The organism is Kitasatospora sp. NPDC085895 (assembly GCF_040702125.1).
GTDB classification, from domain to species: Bacteria; Actinomycetota; Actinomycetes; order Streptomycetales; family Streptomycetaceae; genus Kitasatospora; species Kitasatospora arboriphila.
This window is the reverse complement of record NZ_JBFBJY010000014.1, coordinates 96,300-113,846: the sequence shown is the minus strand read 5'-3', so window position 1 is coordinate 113,846 and position 17,547 is coordinate 96,300. Positions and strand designations below refer to the sequence as shown.

The 17,547-nt window shown below is 75.5% G+C and carries 14 protein-coding genes, 1 pseudogene and 1 riboswitch; of the genes and pseudogenes, 8 read left to right on the top strand and 7 right to left on the bottom strand.

The window, feature by feature from the left end; all coding sequences use genetic code 11:
• Positions 1-39: 39 nt before the first annotated feature.
• Complete coding sequence (locus tag AB0442_RS12100) at positions 40-1,650, bottom strand: D-aminoacylase (protein ID WP_366162400.1); 1,611 nt, start codon at positions 1,648-1,650, stop codon at positions 40-42.
• Between the two features lie 140 nt (positions 1,651-1,790).
• On the opposite strand from AB0442_RS12100, the gene AB0442_RS12095 reads away from it, so the two are divergent.
• From AB0442_RS12095 to AB0442_RS12085, 3 genes are read left to right on the top strand one after another with little or no spacing between them, the layout of a single operon-like run.
• On the top strand, positions 1,791-2,861 hold the full coding sequence (locus AB0442_RS12095) for a sugar kinase (protein ID WP_366162398.1): 1,071 nt from the start codon (positions 1,791-1,793) through the stop codon (positions 2,859-2,861).
• Positions 2,858-3,631 carry an IclR family transcriptional regulator gene (locus tag AB0442_RS12090; protein ID WP_366162397.1) on the top strand — a complete coding sequence of 258 codons (774 nt, stop codon included), beginning with the start codon at positions 2,858-2,860 and terminating at the stop codon, positions 3,629-3,631. Before AB0442_RS12095 ends, AB0442_RS12090 begins: the two co-directional genes overlap by 4 nt.
• A 39-nt stretch (positions 3,632-3,670) precedes the next feature.
• Complete coding sequence (locus AB0442_RS12085; protein ID WP_366162396.1) at positions 3,671-4,078, top strand: RidA family protein; 408 nt, start codon at positions 3,671-3,673, stop codon at positions 4,076-4,078.
• Between the two features lie 10 nt (positions 4,079-4,088).
• Here AB0442_RS12085 and AB0442_RS12080 read toward each other — a convergent pair whose 3' ends face one another.
• Positions 4,089-5,219: a cobalt-precorrin-5B (C(1))-methyltransferase gene (locus tag AB0442_RS12080; protein ID WP_366162395.1), complete on the bottom strand. Its 1,131-nt coding sequence runs from the start codon at positions 5,217-5,219 to the stop codon at positions 4,089-4,091.
• Between the two features lie 20 nt (positions 5,220-5,239).
• Between AB0442_RS12080 and AB0442_RS12075 the strand changes: the two genes are divergently transcribed.
• A complete protein-coding gene (locus AB0442_RS12075) occupies positions 5,240-5,992 on the top strand; it encodes a cobalt-precorrin-6A reductase (RefSeq protein WP_344621528.1) in 753 nt (250 codons plus the stop codon).
• A 9-nt stretch (positions 5,993-6,001) separates the two neighbouring features.
• Here AB0442_RS12075 and AB0442_RS12070 read toward each other — a convergent pair whose 3' ends face one another.
• A complete protein-coding gene (locus AB0442_RS12070) occupies positions 6,002-6,337 on the bottom strand; it encodes a hypothetical protein (protein ID WP_366162394.1) in 336 nt (111 codons plus the stop codon).
• 100 nt (positions 6,338-6,437) lie between these two features.
• Positions 6,438-6,614, bottom strand: a pseudogene (locus tag AB0442_RS12065) (DNA polymerase/3'-5' exonuclease PolX); the annotation flags it as partial.
• 224 nt (positions 6,615-6,838) lie between these two features.
• Here AB0442_RS12065 and AB0442_RS12060 point away from each other — a divergent pair.
• The 3 genes from AB0442_RS12060 (at position 6,839) to thrS (ending at position 9,779) form a co-directional block, all read left to right on the top strand.
• Positions 6,839-7,432, top strand: coding sequence for a TetR/AcrR family transcriptional regulator (locus tag AB0442_RS12060; RefSeq protein WP_030265162.1), 594 nt, complete (start codon positions 6,839-6,841; stop codon positions 7,430-7,432).
• A gap of 58 nt (positions 7,433-7,490) precedes the next feature.
• Positions 7,491-8,330 carry an SDR family NAD(P)-dependent oxidoreductase gene (locus AB0442_RS12055; protein WP_366162393.1) on the top strand — a complete coding sequence of 280 codons (840 nt, stop codon included), beginning with the start codon at positions 7,491-7,493 and terminating at the stop codon, positions 8,328-8,330.
• Positions 8,331-8,543: 213 nt separating this feature from the next.
• Positions 8,544-9,779, top strand: coding sequence for a threonine--tRNA ligase (gene thrS / locus AB0442_RS12050; RefSeq protein ID WP_366162392.1), 1,236 nt, complete (start codon positions 8,544-8,546; stop codon positions 9,777-9,779).
• Positions 9,780-9,864: 85 nt separating this feature from the next.
• Here thrS and AB0442_RS12045 read toward each other — a convergent pair whose 3' ends face one another.
• The 3 genes from AB0442_RS12045 to AB0442_RS12035 are packed head-to-tail and all read right to left on the bottom strand — an operon-like array spanning position 9,865 to position 13,240.
• Complete coding sequence (locus AB0442_RS12045) at positions 9,865-11,394, bottom strand: precorrin-2 C(20)-methyltransferase (RefSeq protein WP_363541136.1); 1,530 nt, start codon at positions 11,392-11,394, stop codon at positions 9,865-9,867.
• A complete protein-coding gene (locus tag AB0442_RS12040) occupies positions 11,391-12,017 on the bottom strand; it encodes a precorrin-8X methylmutase (RefSeq protein ID WP_344621522.1) in 627 nt (208 codons plus the stop codon). The genes AB0442_RS12045 and AB0442_RS12040 overlap by 4 nt, the downstream gene beginning before the upstream one ends.
• Positions 12,014-13,240 carry a hypothetical protein gene (locus AB0442_RS12035; RefSeq protein WP_366162391.1) on the bottom strand — a complete coding sequence of 409 codons (1,227 nt, stop codon included), beginning with the start codon at positions 13,238-13,240 and terminating at the stop codon, positions 12,014-12,016. Before AB0442_RS12035 ends, AB0442_RS12040 begins: the two co-directional genes overlap by 4 nt.
• An 84-nt stretch (positions 13,241-13,324) precedes the next feature.
• Positions 13,325-13,476, top strand: a riboswitch (cobalamin riboswitch).
• A gap of 431 nt (positions 13,477-13,907) precedes the next feature.
• Here AB0442_RS12035 and cobN point away from each other — a divergent pair.
• Positions 13,908-17,516, top strand: coding sequence for a cobaltochelatase subunit CobN (cobN, locus tag AB0442_RS12030; protein WP_366162390.1), 3,609 nt, complete (start codon positions 13,908-13,910; stop codon positions 17,514-17,516).
• Positions 17,517-17,547 lie beyond the last annotated feature (31 nt).

Here is a 17,547-nt window from a genome sequence, read left to right as displayed (position 1 = left end):
TCCTCGGTTCGGGCGGGCAGGCGTGCCGTACCCGGCGGTTCACCGGGCGCGGGTGCCGTCGGCGGTACGGCGCAGGGTGCGGCCGGGCAGCGCTCCGGTGGGACGGCCGTCGTCGAGGACGGCGGTGCCGTTGACCCGGACGTGGGCGATGCCCGCGGCCGCTCGGCGCGGATGGTCGAAGGTGGCGGTGTCGCGGACGGTCGCGGGGTCGAGCAGCACCAGGTCGGCGTGGTGGCCGGGGCGGACGAGGCCGCGGCGGTGGAGCCGGAGGCGGCGGGCCGGGCGGCCGGTCATCCGGGCGATCGCCTCCTCCAGGGTGAGCACGCCCTCGTCCCGGCCGTAGTGGCCGAGGTAGCGGGCGAAGGTGCCCCAGGCCCGGGGGTGCGGCCGGTCGCCGACGAGCAGGCCGTCGCTGCCGACGGTGTGCGCGGGGTGCCGCATCACGGCGCGGACGTTCGCCTCGTCGCCGACGTGCTGGAGGATCGTGGTGGCGAGGCGGTCGCGGCGCAGCAGGTCGAGGAAGGCCTCGGTGCCGGTGGTGCCGTCCGCGGCGGCGACCTCGGCGACGGTGCGGCCGACCAGGGCGGCGAGGGCCGGGTCGCCGACGCCGGAGATCTGCACGGTGTGCCAGTCGGCGGTGACGCCGTGGCAGCCGTCGCTGCCGGACTCCTCCAGGGCGGTGCGGATGCGCTCGCGGGCGGCCGGGTCGCCGAGCCGGGCGAGGGTCGCGTCCGGTCCGCCGGCGGCGGCCCAGCCGGGCAGCAGCGCGGCGAGGGTGGTGGAGCCGGGGAGGTAGGGGTAACTGTCGAGGGTGATGTCGAGGCCCTCGGCGAGGGCCGCGTCGACCAGGGCGAGGAGTTCGCCGGCCCGGCCGCGGTTGACCTCGAAGTTCATGGTCGCGTGGGTGAGGTGCAGCGGGCAGCCGGAAGCGCGGGCGATCGCGATCATCTCGGCGTAGCCCTCCAGCGCGCCGGCGCCGTAGGAGCGCTGGTGCGGGGCGTGGAATCCGCCGGCGGCGGCCACCACCTCGCAGAGCGCGGTGAGTTCGGCCGTTCCGGCGTACATGCCGGGCGGGTAGCTGAGCCCGCTGGACAGGCCGACCGCGCCCTCGGCGAGGCCGTCGGCCAGCAGGGCGCGCATCCGGTCGAGTTCGGCCCCGGTCGGCGGGCGGTCGTCCCAGCCCATGGCGAGCATCCGGACGGTGCCGTGCGGCACCAGGTAGCAGGTGTTGACGGCGGTGCCGGTGTCGAGCCGGTCGAGGTACTCGCCGACGGTGCGCCAGTTCCAGTCGAAGCCGTCGGGGTCGCCGTTCCAGCCGGCGAGTTGGCGGCGCAGGGCGGGCAGGGTGGTGTCGTCGACGGGTGCGTAGGAGAGGCCGTCCTGGCCGAGGACCTCGCAGGTGACGCCCTGGGTGATCCGGGAGGGGTGGCCGGGTTCGACGAGCAGGCGCAGGTCGGAGTGGGTGTGCATGTCGACGAAGCCGGGGGCGAGGACGAGGCCGTCCGCGTCGAGCGCGCGGCGGGCGGTGAGGTGCTCGCCGGGGGCGCCGACGGTGTCGATCAGGCCGTCGGTGACGGTGACGTCCGCGCGGCGGCGCGGGGCGCCGGTGCCGTCCACGACGGTGGCGCCACGGATCACCAGATCGGCCACCAAACCACTCCTCACCTGCAAAGTTGCGTTATTTGCAACATGCGTTGCGGATAGTGCCACGACGGTTCTAACATTCACGGCGAAGCGCGGTCAACGAGACGGGCGCGTCCGAGGGCGCGCGGGCAAAGGGAGTGCGGCGGATGGCGGAGCGGTCGCCCGGCCCGTGGGCCGTGTGCCTGGGCGAGTCGATGGCGGTGCTGCTGGCGGACGCCGCGGGCCCGCTGGAGGCCGCGGGCGGCTTCCGGCCGGCGGTGGGCGGCGCGGAGTCCAACACGGCGTGCGCGCTGGCCGCGCTGGGTGTGCCGGCGGCCTGGATCGGCCGGGTCGGCGACGACGGGTTCGGGCGCATGGTCACCGCCGATCTGGCCGCCTGCGGGGTGGACGTCTCGGCCGTCGCGGTGGACCCGCAGCGCCGCACCGGCCTCTACGTCAAGGAGACCGGCGGTTCGGCGCTGCCGCACGACCTCGGCCCGGGCCGCAGCCGGCTGCACTACTACCGGACGGGCTCCGCCGCCTCGGCGCTCTCCCCCGCGCTGCTGGTCGACCCGGCCGCCGCCCGGCTGCTGGCCGGCGCCCGGCTGCTGCACCTGACCGGCATCACCGCGGCGCTCTCCGACGACTGCCTGGCACTCGTCCGTACGCTGCTCGCCGACCGGCGGCCCGGCCGCCTGGTCTCCCTCGACCTGAACTGGCGCCCCGCGCTCTGGCACGGCCGCGACCCGGCGGTGCTGCCCGAACTGCTGGACGCCGCCGACGTCCTGCTGCTGGGCGCGGACGAGGCCGCCGAAGCCCTCGGCACCGGGGACCCGGCCGCGCTGCGGTCCGCCTTCCCCACCCCCGCGACCGTCGTCGTCAAGGACGCCGGCCACCGGGTCACCGCCCTGGACCGCTCGGGCGCCGCCGTCACCGAGCCGGCGCTCGCCGTCGAGGTGGTCGAGCCGACCGGCGCCGGCGACGCCTTCGCCGCCGGCTACCTGGCCGGCCTGCACCGCGGCCTGGACGGCCGCCGCCGGCTGCGGCTCGGCCACCTCGCCGCGGCCTGCGCCCTGACCGCCCGCGGCGACCGCGGCCGGCTGCCCGCGCCCGGCGTGGTCGCGGCGCTGCTCGACGCCCCGGCCGGGGACTGGGCGGCGACCCGGGTGACCGCGGATGGCATCGTGTCCCCGGTACTCACCCGGCCGGCCGCGCACCTCGGAGCACCCACCCCATGAGCCAGACCGTCACCCGCGCCCTGCGCCTGCTCGCCGAACTCGGCGAGGGCGAACGCTCCCTCGACCAGCTGGCGCAGGCGCTCGGGGTGCACAAGACCACCGTGCTGCGGCTGCTGCAGAGCCTGGAGGAGGGCCGGTTCGTCCACCGCGACGCCAACCACCGCTACCACCTCGGGGCCGGCCTGTTCGCGCTGTCGAGCCTGGCCCTGGAGCAGCGCGGCATCCGCCGCACCGCCGCGCCGCACCTCGCCGAGCTGAACGCGGCGACCGGCCAGACGGTGCACCTGGCCGCGTACGAGGGCGGCGAGGTGGTCTACATCGACAAGTACGACTCCCGGCAGCCGGTGCGGATGTACTCCCGGATCGGGCTGCGGGCCTCGCTGCACTGCACCGCCGTGGCGAAGGTGCTGCTGGCCGACCTGCCGCCGGCCGAGCGCCGCAGGGTGGCCGCCTCGATCGAGTACACCCCGCACACGGCGAACACGATCGCCGGGCCGAAGCAGCTGCTCGCCGAACTGGAGCAGGTCGCCGCCCAGGGCTGGGCTCAGGACCACGCCGAGCACGAGCCGTTCATCAACTGCGTGGCCGCGCCCGTCCGGGACGTCTCCGGGCGGGTCGTCGCCGCCGCGTCGGTCTCGGTACCGGACGTGGTGCTGCCGTACGAGCAGGTGCTGGAGCTGCTGCCGCAGCTGCTGGCCACGGCCCGGGCGATCTCCGCCGACGCGGGCGCCCCCGTCCGATCCCTTCCGATCCCCTCTGATCCCCTCTGATCCTCGATGAGTCCGACCCCGCGAGAGGAAGCACACCGCATGCCCGAGAAGACCGAGGTCCGCACGGACGGTGCCCCCGCGCCCGCCTGGATGTTCTCCCAGGGGGTGCGCAAGGGCCCGATCCTGCAGGTCTCCGGCCAGGGCCCGCAGGACCCGGCGACCGGGGAGTACCTGTACCCCGGGGACGTGCGGGCGCAGACCCGGCGGACGCTGGAGAACGTCAAGGCGATCGTCGAGGCGGGCGGCGGCACCGTCGAGGACGTGGTGATGTTCCGCGTCTACCTGACGAAGCGTTCGGACTTCGCGGAGATGAACGCGGCCTACGCCGCCTTCATCGAGGAGAACATCGCCCCGGGCGGGGTGAAGCCCTGCCGGACGACCGTGATGGTCGAACTGCCGCAGGAGCCGATGCTGGTGGAGATCGACGCGCAGGCCGTCATCGGCTGAGCGGCGCCCGTCACCGGTGGACGGCCGGGCCCAGCGGCTCGGCCCGGCCGACGATCGTGCCGGCCCGGTCGATGCAGATCACGTCCACCGCCACCGGGGCCGGGGCGAGCACGCCGAGCGCGGTCGCCCGGGCCGCCTCGGCCACCAGGTCGCCCAGCGGCACCCCGGCCGCCGCGCACGACTGCACCGCCTCCAGGCCGGTGTTGGCGGCGGCGACCGCCGCGGCCAGCTCCGGCGAGGCGCCGCCGCGGCGGGCCAGCTCCGCCAGGTAGCCCTTGTCGACCTGCGAGCGGGCCGAGTGCAGGTCGAGGTGGCCGGCCGCCAGCTTGGACAGCTTGGCGAAGCCGCCGGCCACGGTCAGCCGGGGCACCGGGTGGCGCTTGAGGTACTTGAGCACCGCACCCGCGAAGTCGCCCATGTCCAGCAGCGCGTCCTCCGGCAGGTCGTGCACCGCGACGGCGACCTTCTCCGAGGTCGAGCCGGTGCACCCGGCGACGTGGGTGCGGCCGGCCGCCCGGGCGACGTCCACCCCGCGGCGGATCGAGTCGATCCACGCCGAGCAGGAGTAGGGCACCACGATGCCGGTGGTGCCGAGGATCGACAGGCCCCCGAGGATGCCGAGCCGCGGGTTCCAGGTGGAGCGGGCGATCTCCTCGCCGTGGTCGACGGAGATCTCCACCACCACGTCCCCGCTGCCGCCGTGCCGGGCGGCGACCTCGGCGACGGTGTCCCGGATCATCTGCCGCGGCACCGGGTTGATCGCCGGCTCGCCGACCGGCAGCGGCAGACCGGCCTTGGTGACGGTGCCGACGCCGGGGCCGGCCCGGAAGACCACGCCGCTGCCCGGGGCGCCCGCGGTGACGGTGGAGCGGATCAGCGCGCCGTGGGTGACGTCCGGGTCGTCACCGGCGTCCTTCACCACCCCCGCCATCGCCCGTCCGGCCGTCAGTTCCTCCGCCGCCAGGGCGAACGCGGGCCGCTGGCCCTTCGGCAGGACGATCTCCACCGGGTCGGGGAACTCCCCGGTGAGCAGGGCGGTGTACGCGGCGGCGGTGGCCGCCGTGGCACACGCGCCCGTCGTCCAGCCGTGCCGCAGCCCGCTACTCTTCAGCTGCGCCGCCCGGCCGCCCGCCTCAGCCACGTCCGCCTCCTGGAGTTCCGATGCACGTCCTGATCCTCGGCGGCACCACCGAGGCCCGTCGTCTCGCCGCCGTCCTCGCCGAGGATCCCGCGCTGCGGGTGACCAGCTCGCTGGCCGGCCGGGTCGCGGAGCCGCGGCTGCCGGCGGGCGAGGTGCGGATCGGCGGTTTCGGCGGCTCGGTCGGGCTGGCCGACTGGCTGCGGGCCGAGCAGGCGGACGCGGTCATCGACGCCACCCATCCCTTCGCCGAGAAGATCAGCCGGAGCGCGGCCACCGCGGCCGCCGAGGTCCATGTTCCCCTGCTCGTCCTGCGGCGTCCCGGCTGGGTCCCGGTCGACGGCGACGACTGGCACCGGGTGGACTCGCTGGCCGAGGCGGCGGACGCCCTGCCGGGGCTCGGCCGCCGGGTGTTCCTCACCACCGGGCGGCAGGGCATGGCCGCCTTCGCGCACCTGAAGGACACCTTCTTCCTGGCCCGGTCGGTGGACCCGCCGGACCGGCCGCTGCCGCCCCGGCTGGAGGTGCTGCTCGACCGCGGCCCGTTCACCCTGGACGGGGAGCGCCGGGTGCTGCGCGAGTACGACATCGACGTGCTGGTCACCAAGGACAGCGGCGGCGCGGCCACCGCGCCCAAGCTCACCGCGGCCCGCGAGCTCGGCCTGCCCGTGGTGGTCGTCCGCCGGCCCGAGACGCCCTCCGGCGTCCCGGTCACCGACGGGGTGCAGGGCGCCGTGGACTGGCTGACCGCCCTGGCGGCGGGTCGGTCCTCCTGAGCCGCCGTCTCAACCCGAGGCCCGCTTCAAGCCGGCCTTCAGGAACCGGCGGAGCTTCTGCGGCGGCCAGGTGTTGACGACCTCCTCGGCGGTGAGCCGGCCCCGCCGGGCGGTGGCGACGCCGAAGCGGAGGTCGTCGAGGTGGACGGTGGCGTGCGCGTCGGTGTTCACGGCGAAGCGGACGCCGTGGCGGCGGCCGGCGATGATCGGTTCGTCGCCGAGGTCGAGCCGCTCGGGTGAGGCGTTGACCTCCAGGACGGTGCCGGTGCGGGCCGCGGCGGCGATCTCCTCGGCGAGGGCGAGGGCGGTGGAGATCAGCACCCGGCCGGCTGCCTGCCGGAGCACCTCGATGCCGTGGACGATGTTCTCCGCAGTGCGGGGCGCCGGGGCCGGGGAGGTCGTCGAGGCGTCCGGCGCGGGCGGCGTCGAGGAGTTCGTCGACGGTGGAGACGCCGAGTTCGTGGTGGACGAGGGCGGCCTTCTTGGGACCGACGGTCGGGATCGCCATGATCTCGCGGACGCCCGGCGGCACCTCGGCGCGCAGCGCGTCGACGGCGGCGACCCGGCCGGCGCCCAGGTACTCGGTGATCTTCTCAGCGGTGGACCTCCCGACGCCGGGGATGGCCCGGAGGACCTCGGCGTCGAGCCGGGCGAGGTCCTCCGGGTGGCGCCGACGGACCGGGTGGCCTTCTCGTAGGACCGTGCCCGGCAGGCGTCGCCGCCGGTGAGCAGCAGCAGGTCGGAGTACTGCTGGAGCAGTGCGCCGGCCTCGTCGTTGAGCCGCGCCGTGCCCCCGGTCCAGGGCGGCCTTGACAGCGGCACACCTGCGGAATGAATATTCATTCCGTGACCCCGCGCAAGCCCGACCTCGCCGAGCGGCTCATCGACGCCGCTGTCGCCCTCTTCGCCGAGCGCACCTACGAGGGCACCCAGATGCCCGCCGTGGCCCAACGCGCCGGAGTGGGCGTGGGCAGCATCTACCGGTACTTCCCCAGCAAGGAGGCGCTCGGCAACGCGGCCTTCCAGCACGCCAAGCGGGCCCTGCTCGACGAGCTGGCCGCGGCGATGGCCGAGGGCGGCCCGGCCGGCACCGTCCGCGAGGAGTTCGGCCGCTTCTGGCGGGGCTTCACCCGGTACGCCGGGGCCCGCCCGGAGGCGTTCGTCTTCCTGGAGCACCAGCAGCACGACACCTTCCTGGCGCCGGACAGCCTGGCGCTGGCCGCCGAGATCGACCGGATCGCCGCCGACTTCATCGAGCGCGGCCAGCGGGCCGGCGAGATCCGCGACGGGGACGCCGCCCAGCTGGTGGCGCTCGCCGTCGGCGCCTTCACCGGCCTGGTCAAGCTGCACCGCACGGACGGCCTCGGCGCGATGGCCCCCGCGGACCTCGCCGCCGCCGAGGAGTGCGTCTGGGCCCTGCTGCACCGCCCCGCCCCCTGACCGCCCCCGTCCCTCTCCCCCGCACGCCACTCCCCCTCCCGGAAAGGCAGGTCCCCCGATGACCGCCCCGCAGACCGTCCTGATCACCGGGTGCTCCACCGGCATGGGCCGCGAGGCCGCCCTCGCCCTGCACCGGCTCGGCCACCGCGTGGTCGCCACCGCCCGCCGTCCCGAGGCCCTCGCCGACCTGGCCGGCCTCGGCATCACCACGCTCGCCCTGGACGTCACCGACGAACGGTCGATGACGGCCGCGGTGGCCCGCGTCGAGGAGCTGCACGGCCGCGTCGACGTCCTGATCAACAACGCCGCGTACGGGCTGCACCAGCCGGTCGAACTGGCCTCCCCGGAGGAGGTCCGCACCCAGTTCGACACCAACGTCTTCGGCCTCGTCCGGATGGCCCAGCTGGTGCTGCCCGGCATGCGGCGGGCCGGCCGCGGACGGATCGTCAACATCTCCTCGATGGGCGGCCGGTTCTCGCCGCCCGGCGGCGCCTTCTACCACGCCACCAAGCACGCGGTGGAGGCGATCAGCGACTCGCTGCGGCTGGAGGTCGCACCCTTCGGCGTCGACGTGGTCGTCGTCCAGCCGGGCCCGACCATCACCGGCTTCGGCGGCACCGCGGTCGCCACCATGCCGGACGGCTCCGGCCCGTACGGCTCGTTCACCACGGCGCTCGCCGACATGTACGCCAACAAGGCGTTCACCCGGCGCAGCGGCGCCGTGACGGCCGAGGCCGCCACCAAGGTGATCGTCCGGGCGGCGACGGTGCGCCGGCCGCGGGCCCGGTACGCGATCGGGGCGATGGCCCGCGGCACGATGATCGCCAAGCGGCTGCTGCCGGACGCCGCCTTCGACGCCGTCATGCGGGCCTCCTTCCCGCTGCCGAAGGCGGGCTGACGGCCCGACGGCCGCCTGCGCGGAAAACCGGGTGCCCCTCGCCCGTCCGCCGCGCTAGCCTCGGCGGCATGAAGCACCAGCGCGCTGCCGCGACCACGACGCCGGAGAGGGTCCCGGCGCGCTGACACCTGCTGTCCGAAGCCCCGGGGCGAGTGCCCCGGGGCTTCGTGCTGTGCCCGGTCACCCGTCCCGGCATCACCGAGGGAGACCGTCGTGCACGAGAGCACCGACCACAAGGACCACCGCCGGCTCGGCCGCGAGCTGGACCTCTTCGACACCGACCGGCTGATCGGGGCCGGTCTGCCCTACTGGCTGCCGGACGGCGCCGCGGTGCGGCACGCACTGGAGGAGTACGTCCGCGAGGTGGAACGGCTGGCCGGCTACCGGCACGTCCACTCGCCCGTCCTCGGCAAACGCGAGCTGTACGAGATCTCCGGCCACTGGGCGCACTACAGCGAGGACATGTTCCCGCCCATGCGGCTCGGCGGCGAGGAGGTGGTGCTGCGGCCCAGCCTCTGCCCGCACCACGCGGTGATCTTCCGCGCCCGGCCGCGCAGCCACCGCGACCTGCCGCTGCGGCTGGCCGAACTCGGCGGCATGTTCCGCTCCGAGATGTCGGGGGTGCTCGGCGGGCTGACCCGGGTCAGGTCGATCCAGCTGAACGACGCCCACATCTTCTGCCGGCCCGACCAGGTCGCCGAGGAGGTTCGGTCGGCGCTGGCGCTGATCCACGGCGCGTACCGGGCGCTCGGCATCGAACCGGCCCGGCACCGGCTCTCGCTGCCCGCCGAGGGCGGCAAGTACGTCGCCGACCCCGGGATGTGGCAGCGCGCCGGCCGGCTGCTCGCCGAGGCCCTGGACGAGGCCGGGGTGCCGTACGAGGAGGAGGTGGGCGAGGCCGCGTTCTACGGGCCCAAGATCGATGTCCAGGTGGTCGACCGGGCCGGACGCGAGTCCACCCTCTCCACCGTGCAGGTCGACTTCCACCAGCCCGCCCGGTTCGACCTCGGCTACACCGGACCGGACGGCGCCCGGCACCGGCCGGTGATGGTGCACCGGGCGGTGATCGGCAGTGTGGAACGGGCGGTGGCCCACCTGATCGAGGTGCACCAGGGCGCCTTCCCCGCCTGGCTGGCGCCCGTCCAGCTGCTGGTGCAGCCGGTCGCCGAGGAGCAGCGGCCGCAGGCGGAGGCGCTCGTGCACCTGGCCCTCCGGCAGGGCCTGCGCGCCGAACTCGCCGACCCGCAGGCGGGCACCCTCGCGGCCCGGGTACGGGCCGGGCGGCTGGTGCCGTACCAGGCCGTCATCGGCGCGGCCGAGGCCGCCGACGGGCTGGTGTCGCTCCGCCTGCGGGACGGACGGCGGATGGGACCGCTACCGGAGGCCCGGGCGCTGCAGCTGATCGGGGCCGAGGCCCGGCCCTCCGAGGCGCACGTGGATCACCGATAGGGGCGCGCGGGGGGGCACCTCCCGGCCGAAGGCCACTAGGGCTTGTCTGACGATTCCCGCCGCGCGCCCCTGGGTTCGCTCTTCGTCAGTCCTCCGGGTAGCGGCGGGGGGTCCAGACGACCTCGGTGTCGTTGCCGCGGCGGACCAGGCGGGTCTGGGAGGACCCGATGAGCAGCAGGGTGCGCATGTCGACCTCGGCCGGGTCGAGGTCGGCCAGCCGGACGGTGCGGACGCGTTCGGTGGGGCCGCCCACGTCACGGGCCATCACCACCGGGGTGTCGGCGCCGCGGTACTCCAGCATCAGGTCGCGGGCCAGCCCGACCTGGGTGGTGCGGGACTTCGAACCGGGGTTGTAGAGCGCCAGCACCAGGTCGGCCTCGGCGGCCGCGCGCAGCCGGCGGGCGATGACCTCCCACGGCTTGAGGCGGTCGGAGAGCGAGACCACCGCGTAGTCGTGGCCGAGCGGGGCGCCGGCGCGGGAGGCGGCGGCGTGGGCGGCCGTCATGCCGGGCAGCACCCGGACGGGCACCTCGCGGTACGGGTCCTCGCCGGCCGCCTCCAGGACGGCGGTGGCCATCGCGAAGACGCCCGGGTCGCCGGAGGAGACGACCGCGACGCGGCGGCCGCGGCGGGCCAGGTCGAGGGCGAACTCGGCGCGGACGGACTCGACCTTGTTGTCGGAGCCGTGCCGGACCTGGCCGGGGCGGACGGGCACCCGGTCCAGGTAGGTGGTGTAGCCGACCAGGTCGGTGGCGGCGGCGAGGGCGCCGCGGGCCTCCGGGGTGAGCCAGAGCGGGCCGGCCGGGCCGGTGCCGACGACCACGACCTCGCCGGGGCCGTCCGGCTCGGGGAGGTCGAGCGGGGCGACCTTGCTGGGCAGCACGGCGACCGAGAAGTAGGGCACGGTGTCGGCCTCGACCTCGGCGAGCGGCAGGGTGCGCTCGCCGTCCATGAACGCCCGCTCGACGTACTGTGCGTCGTCGAGCCGGCCGGCCCGCTCCAGGGCGCGGCGGACGGCCGGGAAGGTCCGGCCGAGCTTCATGATCACCGCGGAGTCGGCGGAGGCGATCCGGGCGGCGAGCTCCTCCTCCGGCAGGGTGCCGGGGATGATCGTCAGGGTCTCCTCGGCCTCCACCAGGGCGCTGCCGAGCCGGGCCGCGGCGGCGCTGACCGAGGTCACGCCGGGCACCACCTCGGTCGGGTAGCGGTGGGCGAGGCGCTTGTGCATGTGCTGGTACGAGCCGTAGAAGAGCGGGTCGCCCTCGGCGAGGACGACGACGTTCCGGCCGGCGTCCAGGTGGGCGGCGAGCCGGGCGGACGCCTCCTCGTAGAAGTCGTCCAGGGCGCCGCGGTAGCCGCCGGGGTGGTCGGTGGTCTCCACGGTGATCGGGTAGACCAGCTTCTCCTCGATCTGGCCGCCGGTCAGGTAGCGGTCGGCGATCGAGCGGGCGATGGAGCGGCCGTGCCGGGCGCTGTGGTAGGCCACCACGTCGGCCTTGCCGATGAGTTCGGCGGCGCGGACGGTGACCAGCGAGGGGTCGCCGGGGCCGAGGCCGACGCCGTACAGCCGGCCGGTCCGCCGGTCGGTCTGCTGCCCGGTCTGCTGCTCGGTCACTCTTCTTCACTCGCAATCGCGTTGATCGCGGCGGCGGCGATCGCACTGCCGCCGCGCCGGCCGCGGACCACCAGGTGCTCCAGGCCGGACGGGTGCTCGGCCAGGGCCTGCTTGGACTCGGCGGCGCCGATGAAGCCGACGGGCACGCCGATCACCGCGGCCGGGCGGGGCGCGCCGGCCTCGATCATCTCCAGCAGCCGGAAGAGCGAGGTCGGCGCGTTGCCGACGGCCACCACGGCACCCTCCAGCCTGGGCAGCCACAGCTCCATGGCGGCGGCGCTGCGGGTGTTGCCGGTCTTCCGCGCGAGCTCGGGCACCGACGGGTCGGTGAGGGTGCAGATCACCTCGTTGTCGGCGGGCAGCCGCTTGCGGGTGACACCGCTGGCGACCATGTTGACGTCGCAGAGGATCGGCGCACCGGCGTGCAGCGCCTTGCGGGCCGAGGCGACCACACCGGGCGAGTAGACCAGGTCCTCGACCAGGTCGGTCATGCCGCAGGCGTGGATCATCCGCACCGCGACCTGCGAGACGTCGGCGGGCAGGGCGGCCAGGTCGGCCTCGGCCCGGATGGTGGCAAAGGACTGCCGGTAGATGGCGGCGCCGTCCTTCTCGTACTCGATCACGTGGTCCTCCGGGCCTCGGCGACCGCCTCGGCCATCTCTTCCGTCGTCACATCCACTGGCGTCACATCCATGGGCCGGTCCGGTGTCCCGACCGGTGCCACCCGGTAGCCCTGCCCGGTGGCGAGCACGTCCACCCATCGCCCGGAGGGGTGGCCGCAGCGCCGTTCGCAGCCCGACCAGTGCACCGGCAGGCCACCGCCGTCCGCACGTTCCAGGGCGCGGGCCGCGTCGCCGCGCACGTCGGCGAGCGACTTGCCGCAGCCGGGCAGGCCGGTGCAGGCGGTGGCGCGGTCCCAGGCGGTGCCGGGCCCGGTCAGGAAGCCGGCCGCGGCGAGCTCGGCGAGGGCGGCGGGGCCGACGCCGGGCAGGACGGCGCCGCGCCAGGGCGTCAGCCGGACCTCGCCGGCGGACAGCCCGGCGAGCAGCCGCCACTGTGCGGCGGTGGCCCGCCCGAAGCGCGTCCCGACCGAGAGGCCTCCGGGCAGCACCCCGAGCGGCGGGTGTCCGCCGGACAGCGGGGGCAGCGGCAGGTCGCCGGGCGGGAGGAGTTCGGGGACCTCGCGCAGGTGCCAGGCCCTGGTGCCGGTGGTGCGCAGCGCGTCGAGGAAGTCCCGGGCGGCGTCCAGGGCGGCGTCCACGGCCTGTGCGGCCGGCACCGCGCGGACGGTCGTCTCGCGGCCGAGCCGCAGCAGGGCGGTGCCGCCAGGCGCTGCGATCAATGTCACATCGGCGTTCAGGGCGGCGACATCGCCGCGGCCGTCGTCCAGGGCGAAGAGGAACTTGCCGGAGAGCGCGGCCGCCCAGGGCGCCGCGCAGAGCTTCGCGTCCAGCTCGCGCACCCGGGCCGCGGTGTCGGCGTGCCCCTCGGCGTCGAGGCCGGCGGTCGGCGAGGCGACGATGTTGCGCACCCGCTCGTGGGTGTCGGAGGGCAGCAGGCCGACGGCCCGCAGCCGGTCGGCGAGTTCCGCGCCGCAGGCCGAAGCCAGGCCGCGCAGTTGGACGTTGCCGCGCGAGGTGGTCTCCAGTGCGCCGTCGCCGAGCGCCTCTGCCGCATCGGCCAGCGCCGCCGCCTGACGGCTCGTCAGCAGTCCGCCGGGGACGCGGATGCGGGCGAGGGCGCCGTCGTCGGCCGTGTGCAGACGAAGGGCCCCCGGACAGGCGTCCGACCGGCCCCGGTCGGGCACGGCGGAGCCCGCCCCGGCGGGGTCGGGAGTCGGTGGCATGGCGGCGAGCATACAGATTGTCCGACGGGGCGCCCCGTCGTCTGGATCACAGTCCGCGCGCAGTCCCGCGGCCGTCCGCCACCCCGTACGATGCTGCCGGACGGTCCGTGCGGGCCGTCCGACGCCAGCGACGGCAAGCGGAGGAAACCGGTGCAAATCCGGTGCGGTCCCGCCACTGTAACCACGGCTCAGCCGCCGTGGAGCCAGGAACTCCCGCCGTCCTCCACCAGCCCGGGGCGCGGACCCCGAGGAAGGCCCGACCTGTGCGCTGCCGCATGCCCGGCTCCGCCGTCCCGCCCGGACGCGCCGAGCCGTCGCCCGCCGTCCCGGGGACCCCGGCGGCGGTCCGCCGCACCCCCGGGGCGCGTCTTCAACGGTCACGGGTGCACCACAAGGGGCGCGGGGAACTGCGCGATCCGGGGCGGGTGTCACGACGGCACGGGCCGAGCCGTGGTCTGCACGGTGGGCCGCATCCGGATTGCGCAGTTCTCCCCCGGCCTTCGGCCGGGAGGTGCCCCCACACGCCCCCTGGAACGACGGCCCGAGCGCCCTTGAAGACAGGCCCTCGCACCGCACCCCGCTCCGCCCCGCGCACCCGGCTGCCGCACCCGGCCCCGGTGCGCCGCCGCACGCCGTGGAACACCGACCAGGCCGGGAGGCCCTCCGCATGATCCTGCTGCTGTCGACCTCCGACACCGACCTGCTGAGCGCCCGCGCCTCGCAGGGCCCCGTCCGCTACCGGCTCGGCAACCCGGCCCGGCTGTCCGCCGAGGAGCTGCCCGCCCTGGTCGAGGGCACCGACCTGGTCGTCGTCCGCCTGCTCGGCGGCCGCCGCGCCTGGGAGGACGGCCTGGACGCGCTGCTCGCCGGGCCCCGCCCGGTCGTCGTGCTGACGGGCGAGCAGGCCCCGGACGCCCAGCTGATGGAGCTCTCCACCGTCCCGGCCGGCATCGCCGCCGAGGCGCACGCCTACCTCGCGCACGGCGGCCCGACCAACCTCGCCGAGCTCGGCGCCTTCCTCTCCGACACCGTGCTGCTCACCGGCCACGGCTTCGCCCCGCCCGCCTCCGCCCCGGCCTGGGGCCCGCTGGAGCGTCAGGCCCGCACCTCGGACGGCCCGCTGGTCGCCGTGCTCTACTACCGCGCCCACCACATGAGCGGGAACACCGCCTTCGTCGAGACGCTGTGCAGCGCGATCGAGGACGAGGGCGCCCGCGCGCTGCCGCTGTACTGCTCCTCGCTGCGCGGCGCCGAGCCGGAGCTGCTCGCCGAACTCGGCCGGGCCGACGCCATCGTCACCACCGTGCTCGCCGCGGGCGGCACCCGGCCCGCCGACGCGCAGGCCGGCGGCGACGAGGAGGCCTGGGACGCGGGCGCGCTCGCCGCCCTCGACCGGCCGATCCTGCAGGCCCTGTGCCTGACCTGGTCGCGCTCGCAGTGGGAGGAGAGCGACGACGGCCTCTCCCCGCTGGACACCGCCACCCAGGTCGCCGTCCCGGAGTTCGACGGCCGTCTGATCACCGTGCCGTTCTCCTTCAAGGAGCTGGACGAGGACGGCCTCACCGTCTACCGCGCCGACGCCGAGCGCTCCGCCCGGGTCGCCGGCATCGCCGTCCGGCACGCCCGGCTGCGCCACACCCCGGCGGCCGAGCGCCGTCTCGCCCTGGTGCTCTCCGCGTACCCGACCAAGCACGCCCGGGTCGGCAACGCGGTCGGCCTGGACACCCCGGCCAGCGCGGTGCGCCTGCTGCACCGCCTCCGCGAGGAGGGCATGGACCTGGGCACCGACCTGCCGGGCCTGGACACGACCTCCACCTCGCACGAGGGCGACGAGCTGATCCACGCGCTGATCGCGGCCGGCGGCTACGACCAGGACTGGCTGACCGAGGACCAGCTCGCCCGCAACCCCGTCCGCATCCCCGCCGCCGACTACCGCCGCTGGTACGCCGCCCTGCCGCAGGGTCTGCGCGAGCAGGTCGAGGAGCACTGGGGCCCGGCCCCCGGCGAGCTGTACGTGGACCGCTCGCAGAACCCGGACGGCGACATCGTGCTCGCCGCGATCCGCTCCGGGAACCTGCTCGTCCTCATCCAGCCGCCGCGCGGCTTCGGCGAGAACCCGGTCGCGATCTACCACGACCCGGACCTGCCGCCCAGCCACCACTACCTGGCCGCGTACCGCTGGATCGCCGCCGCCCAGGAGGACGGCGGCTTCGGCGCGCACGCCGTGATCCACCTCGGCAAGCACGGCAACCTGGAGTGGCTGCCCGGCAAGACGGCCGCGCTGTCCGCCGAGTGCGGCCCGGACGCCGTCCTCGGCGACCTGCCGCTGATCTACCCCTTCCTGGTCAACGATCCGGGCGAGGGCACCCAGGCCAAGCGCCGCGCCCACGCCACCCTGGTCGACCACCTCGTCCCGCCGATGGCCCGCGCCGACTCGTACGGCGACATCGCGCGCCTGGAGCAGCTGCTCGACGAGTACTCGACGATCGCCGCGATGGACCCGGCGAAGCTGCCGGCGATCCGCGCCCAGATCTGGACGCTGATCCAGGCCGCCCGGCTCGACCACGACCTCGGCCTGGACGAGCGGCCCGAGGACGACGGCTTCGACGACTTCCTGCTGCACGTCGACGGCTGGCTGTGCGAGGTCAAGGACGCCCAGATCCGCGACGGCCTGCACGTCCTCGGCCAGGCCCCGGCCGGCACCGACCGGGTCAACATCGTGCTCGCCATCCTGCGCGCCCGGCAGATCTGGGGCGGCGTCAGCGCGCTGCCCGGTCTGCGCGAGGCGCTCGGCCTGGACGAGGCCGCGCTCACCCTCGGCGCCACCGACGCCGCCGAGGCGCAGGCCCGCGCCCTGGTCGAGGCGATGGAGGCCGGGGACTGGGCCCCGGAGGCGGTCGAGAAGGTCACCGCCGGGCACCCGGACGCCGTCCGCGAGGTGCTCGACTTCGCCGCCACCCAGGTGGTGCCGCGGCTGACCGCGACCACCGACGAGCTGGACGCCGTGCTGCACGCGCTGAACGGCGGCTTCGTCCCGGCCGGCCCGTCCGGCTCGCCGCTGCGCGGTCTGGTCAACGTGCTGCCGACCGGCCGCAACTTCTACTCCGTCGACCCCAAGGCGATCCCGAGCCGGCTCGCCTGGGAGACCGGCCAGGCGCTCGCCGCCTCGCTGGTCGAGCGGTACCGCGCCGACAACGACGGCGCCTGCCCGCCCTCGGTCGGCCTCTCGCTGTGGGGCACCAGCGCGATGCGCACCGCCGGCGACGACATCGCCGAGGCGTTCGCGCTGCTCGGCGTCCGCCCGGTCTGGGACGACGCCTCGCGCCGCGTCACCGGCCTGGAGGCGATCGGGCTGGAGGAGCTCGGCCGCCCCCGGATCGACGTCACGCTGCGGATCTCCGGCTTCTTCCGGGACGCCTTCCCGCACGTGGTCGCCCTGCTCGACGACGCGGTGCGGCTCGCGGCCCGGCAGGAGGAGGCGGACGCCGACAACTTCGTCCGCGCCCACGTGCAGGCCGACCTCGCCGAGCACGGCGACGAACGGCGGGCCACCGTCCGGGTGTTCGGCTCCCGCCCGGGCACCTACGGCGCCGGTCTGCTGCAGCTGATCGACAGCCGGGACTGGCGCACCGACGCCGACCTCGCCGAGGTGTACACGGTGTGGGGCGGCTACGCCTACGGCCGCGACCTCGACGGCCGCCCGGCGCGGGAGGAGATGGAGAGCGCCTACCGGCGGATCACCGTCGCCGCCAAGAACACCGACACCCGCGAGCACGACATCGCCGACTCGGACGACTACTTCCAGTACCACGGCGGCATGGTCGCCACCGTCCGGGCGCTGACCGGCAAGAACCCCGCGGCGTACATCGGCGACTCGACCCGGCCGGAGACCGTCCGCACCCGGACGCTCACCGAGGAGGCGGCCCGGGTCTTCCGCGCCCGGGTGGTCAACCCGCGGTGGATGGAGGCGATGCGACGGCACGGCTACAAGGGCGCCTTCGAGATGGCCGCCACCGTCGACTACCTGTTCGGCTACGACGCCACCACCGGGGTGGTCGCCGACTGGATGTACGAGAAGCTGACCGAGGAGTACGTCCTCGACCCGGTCAACCGGGAGTTCCTCTCCGAGGCCAACCCGTGGGCGCTGCACGGCATCAGCGAGAGGCTGCTGGAGGCCGCCGACCGCGGCCTGTGGGCGGAGCCCGACGAGCGCCTGCTCGACGAACTCCGCGCGGCCTACCTGGAGACCGAGGGCGACCTGGAGGCCGAGAGCTGAGCCGGCCGCACCGCGGCGCGCGGGGGCACCT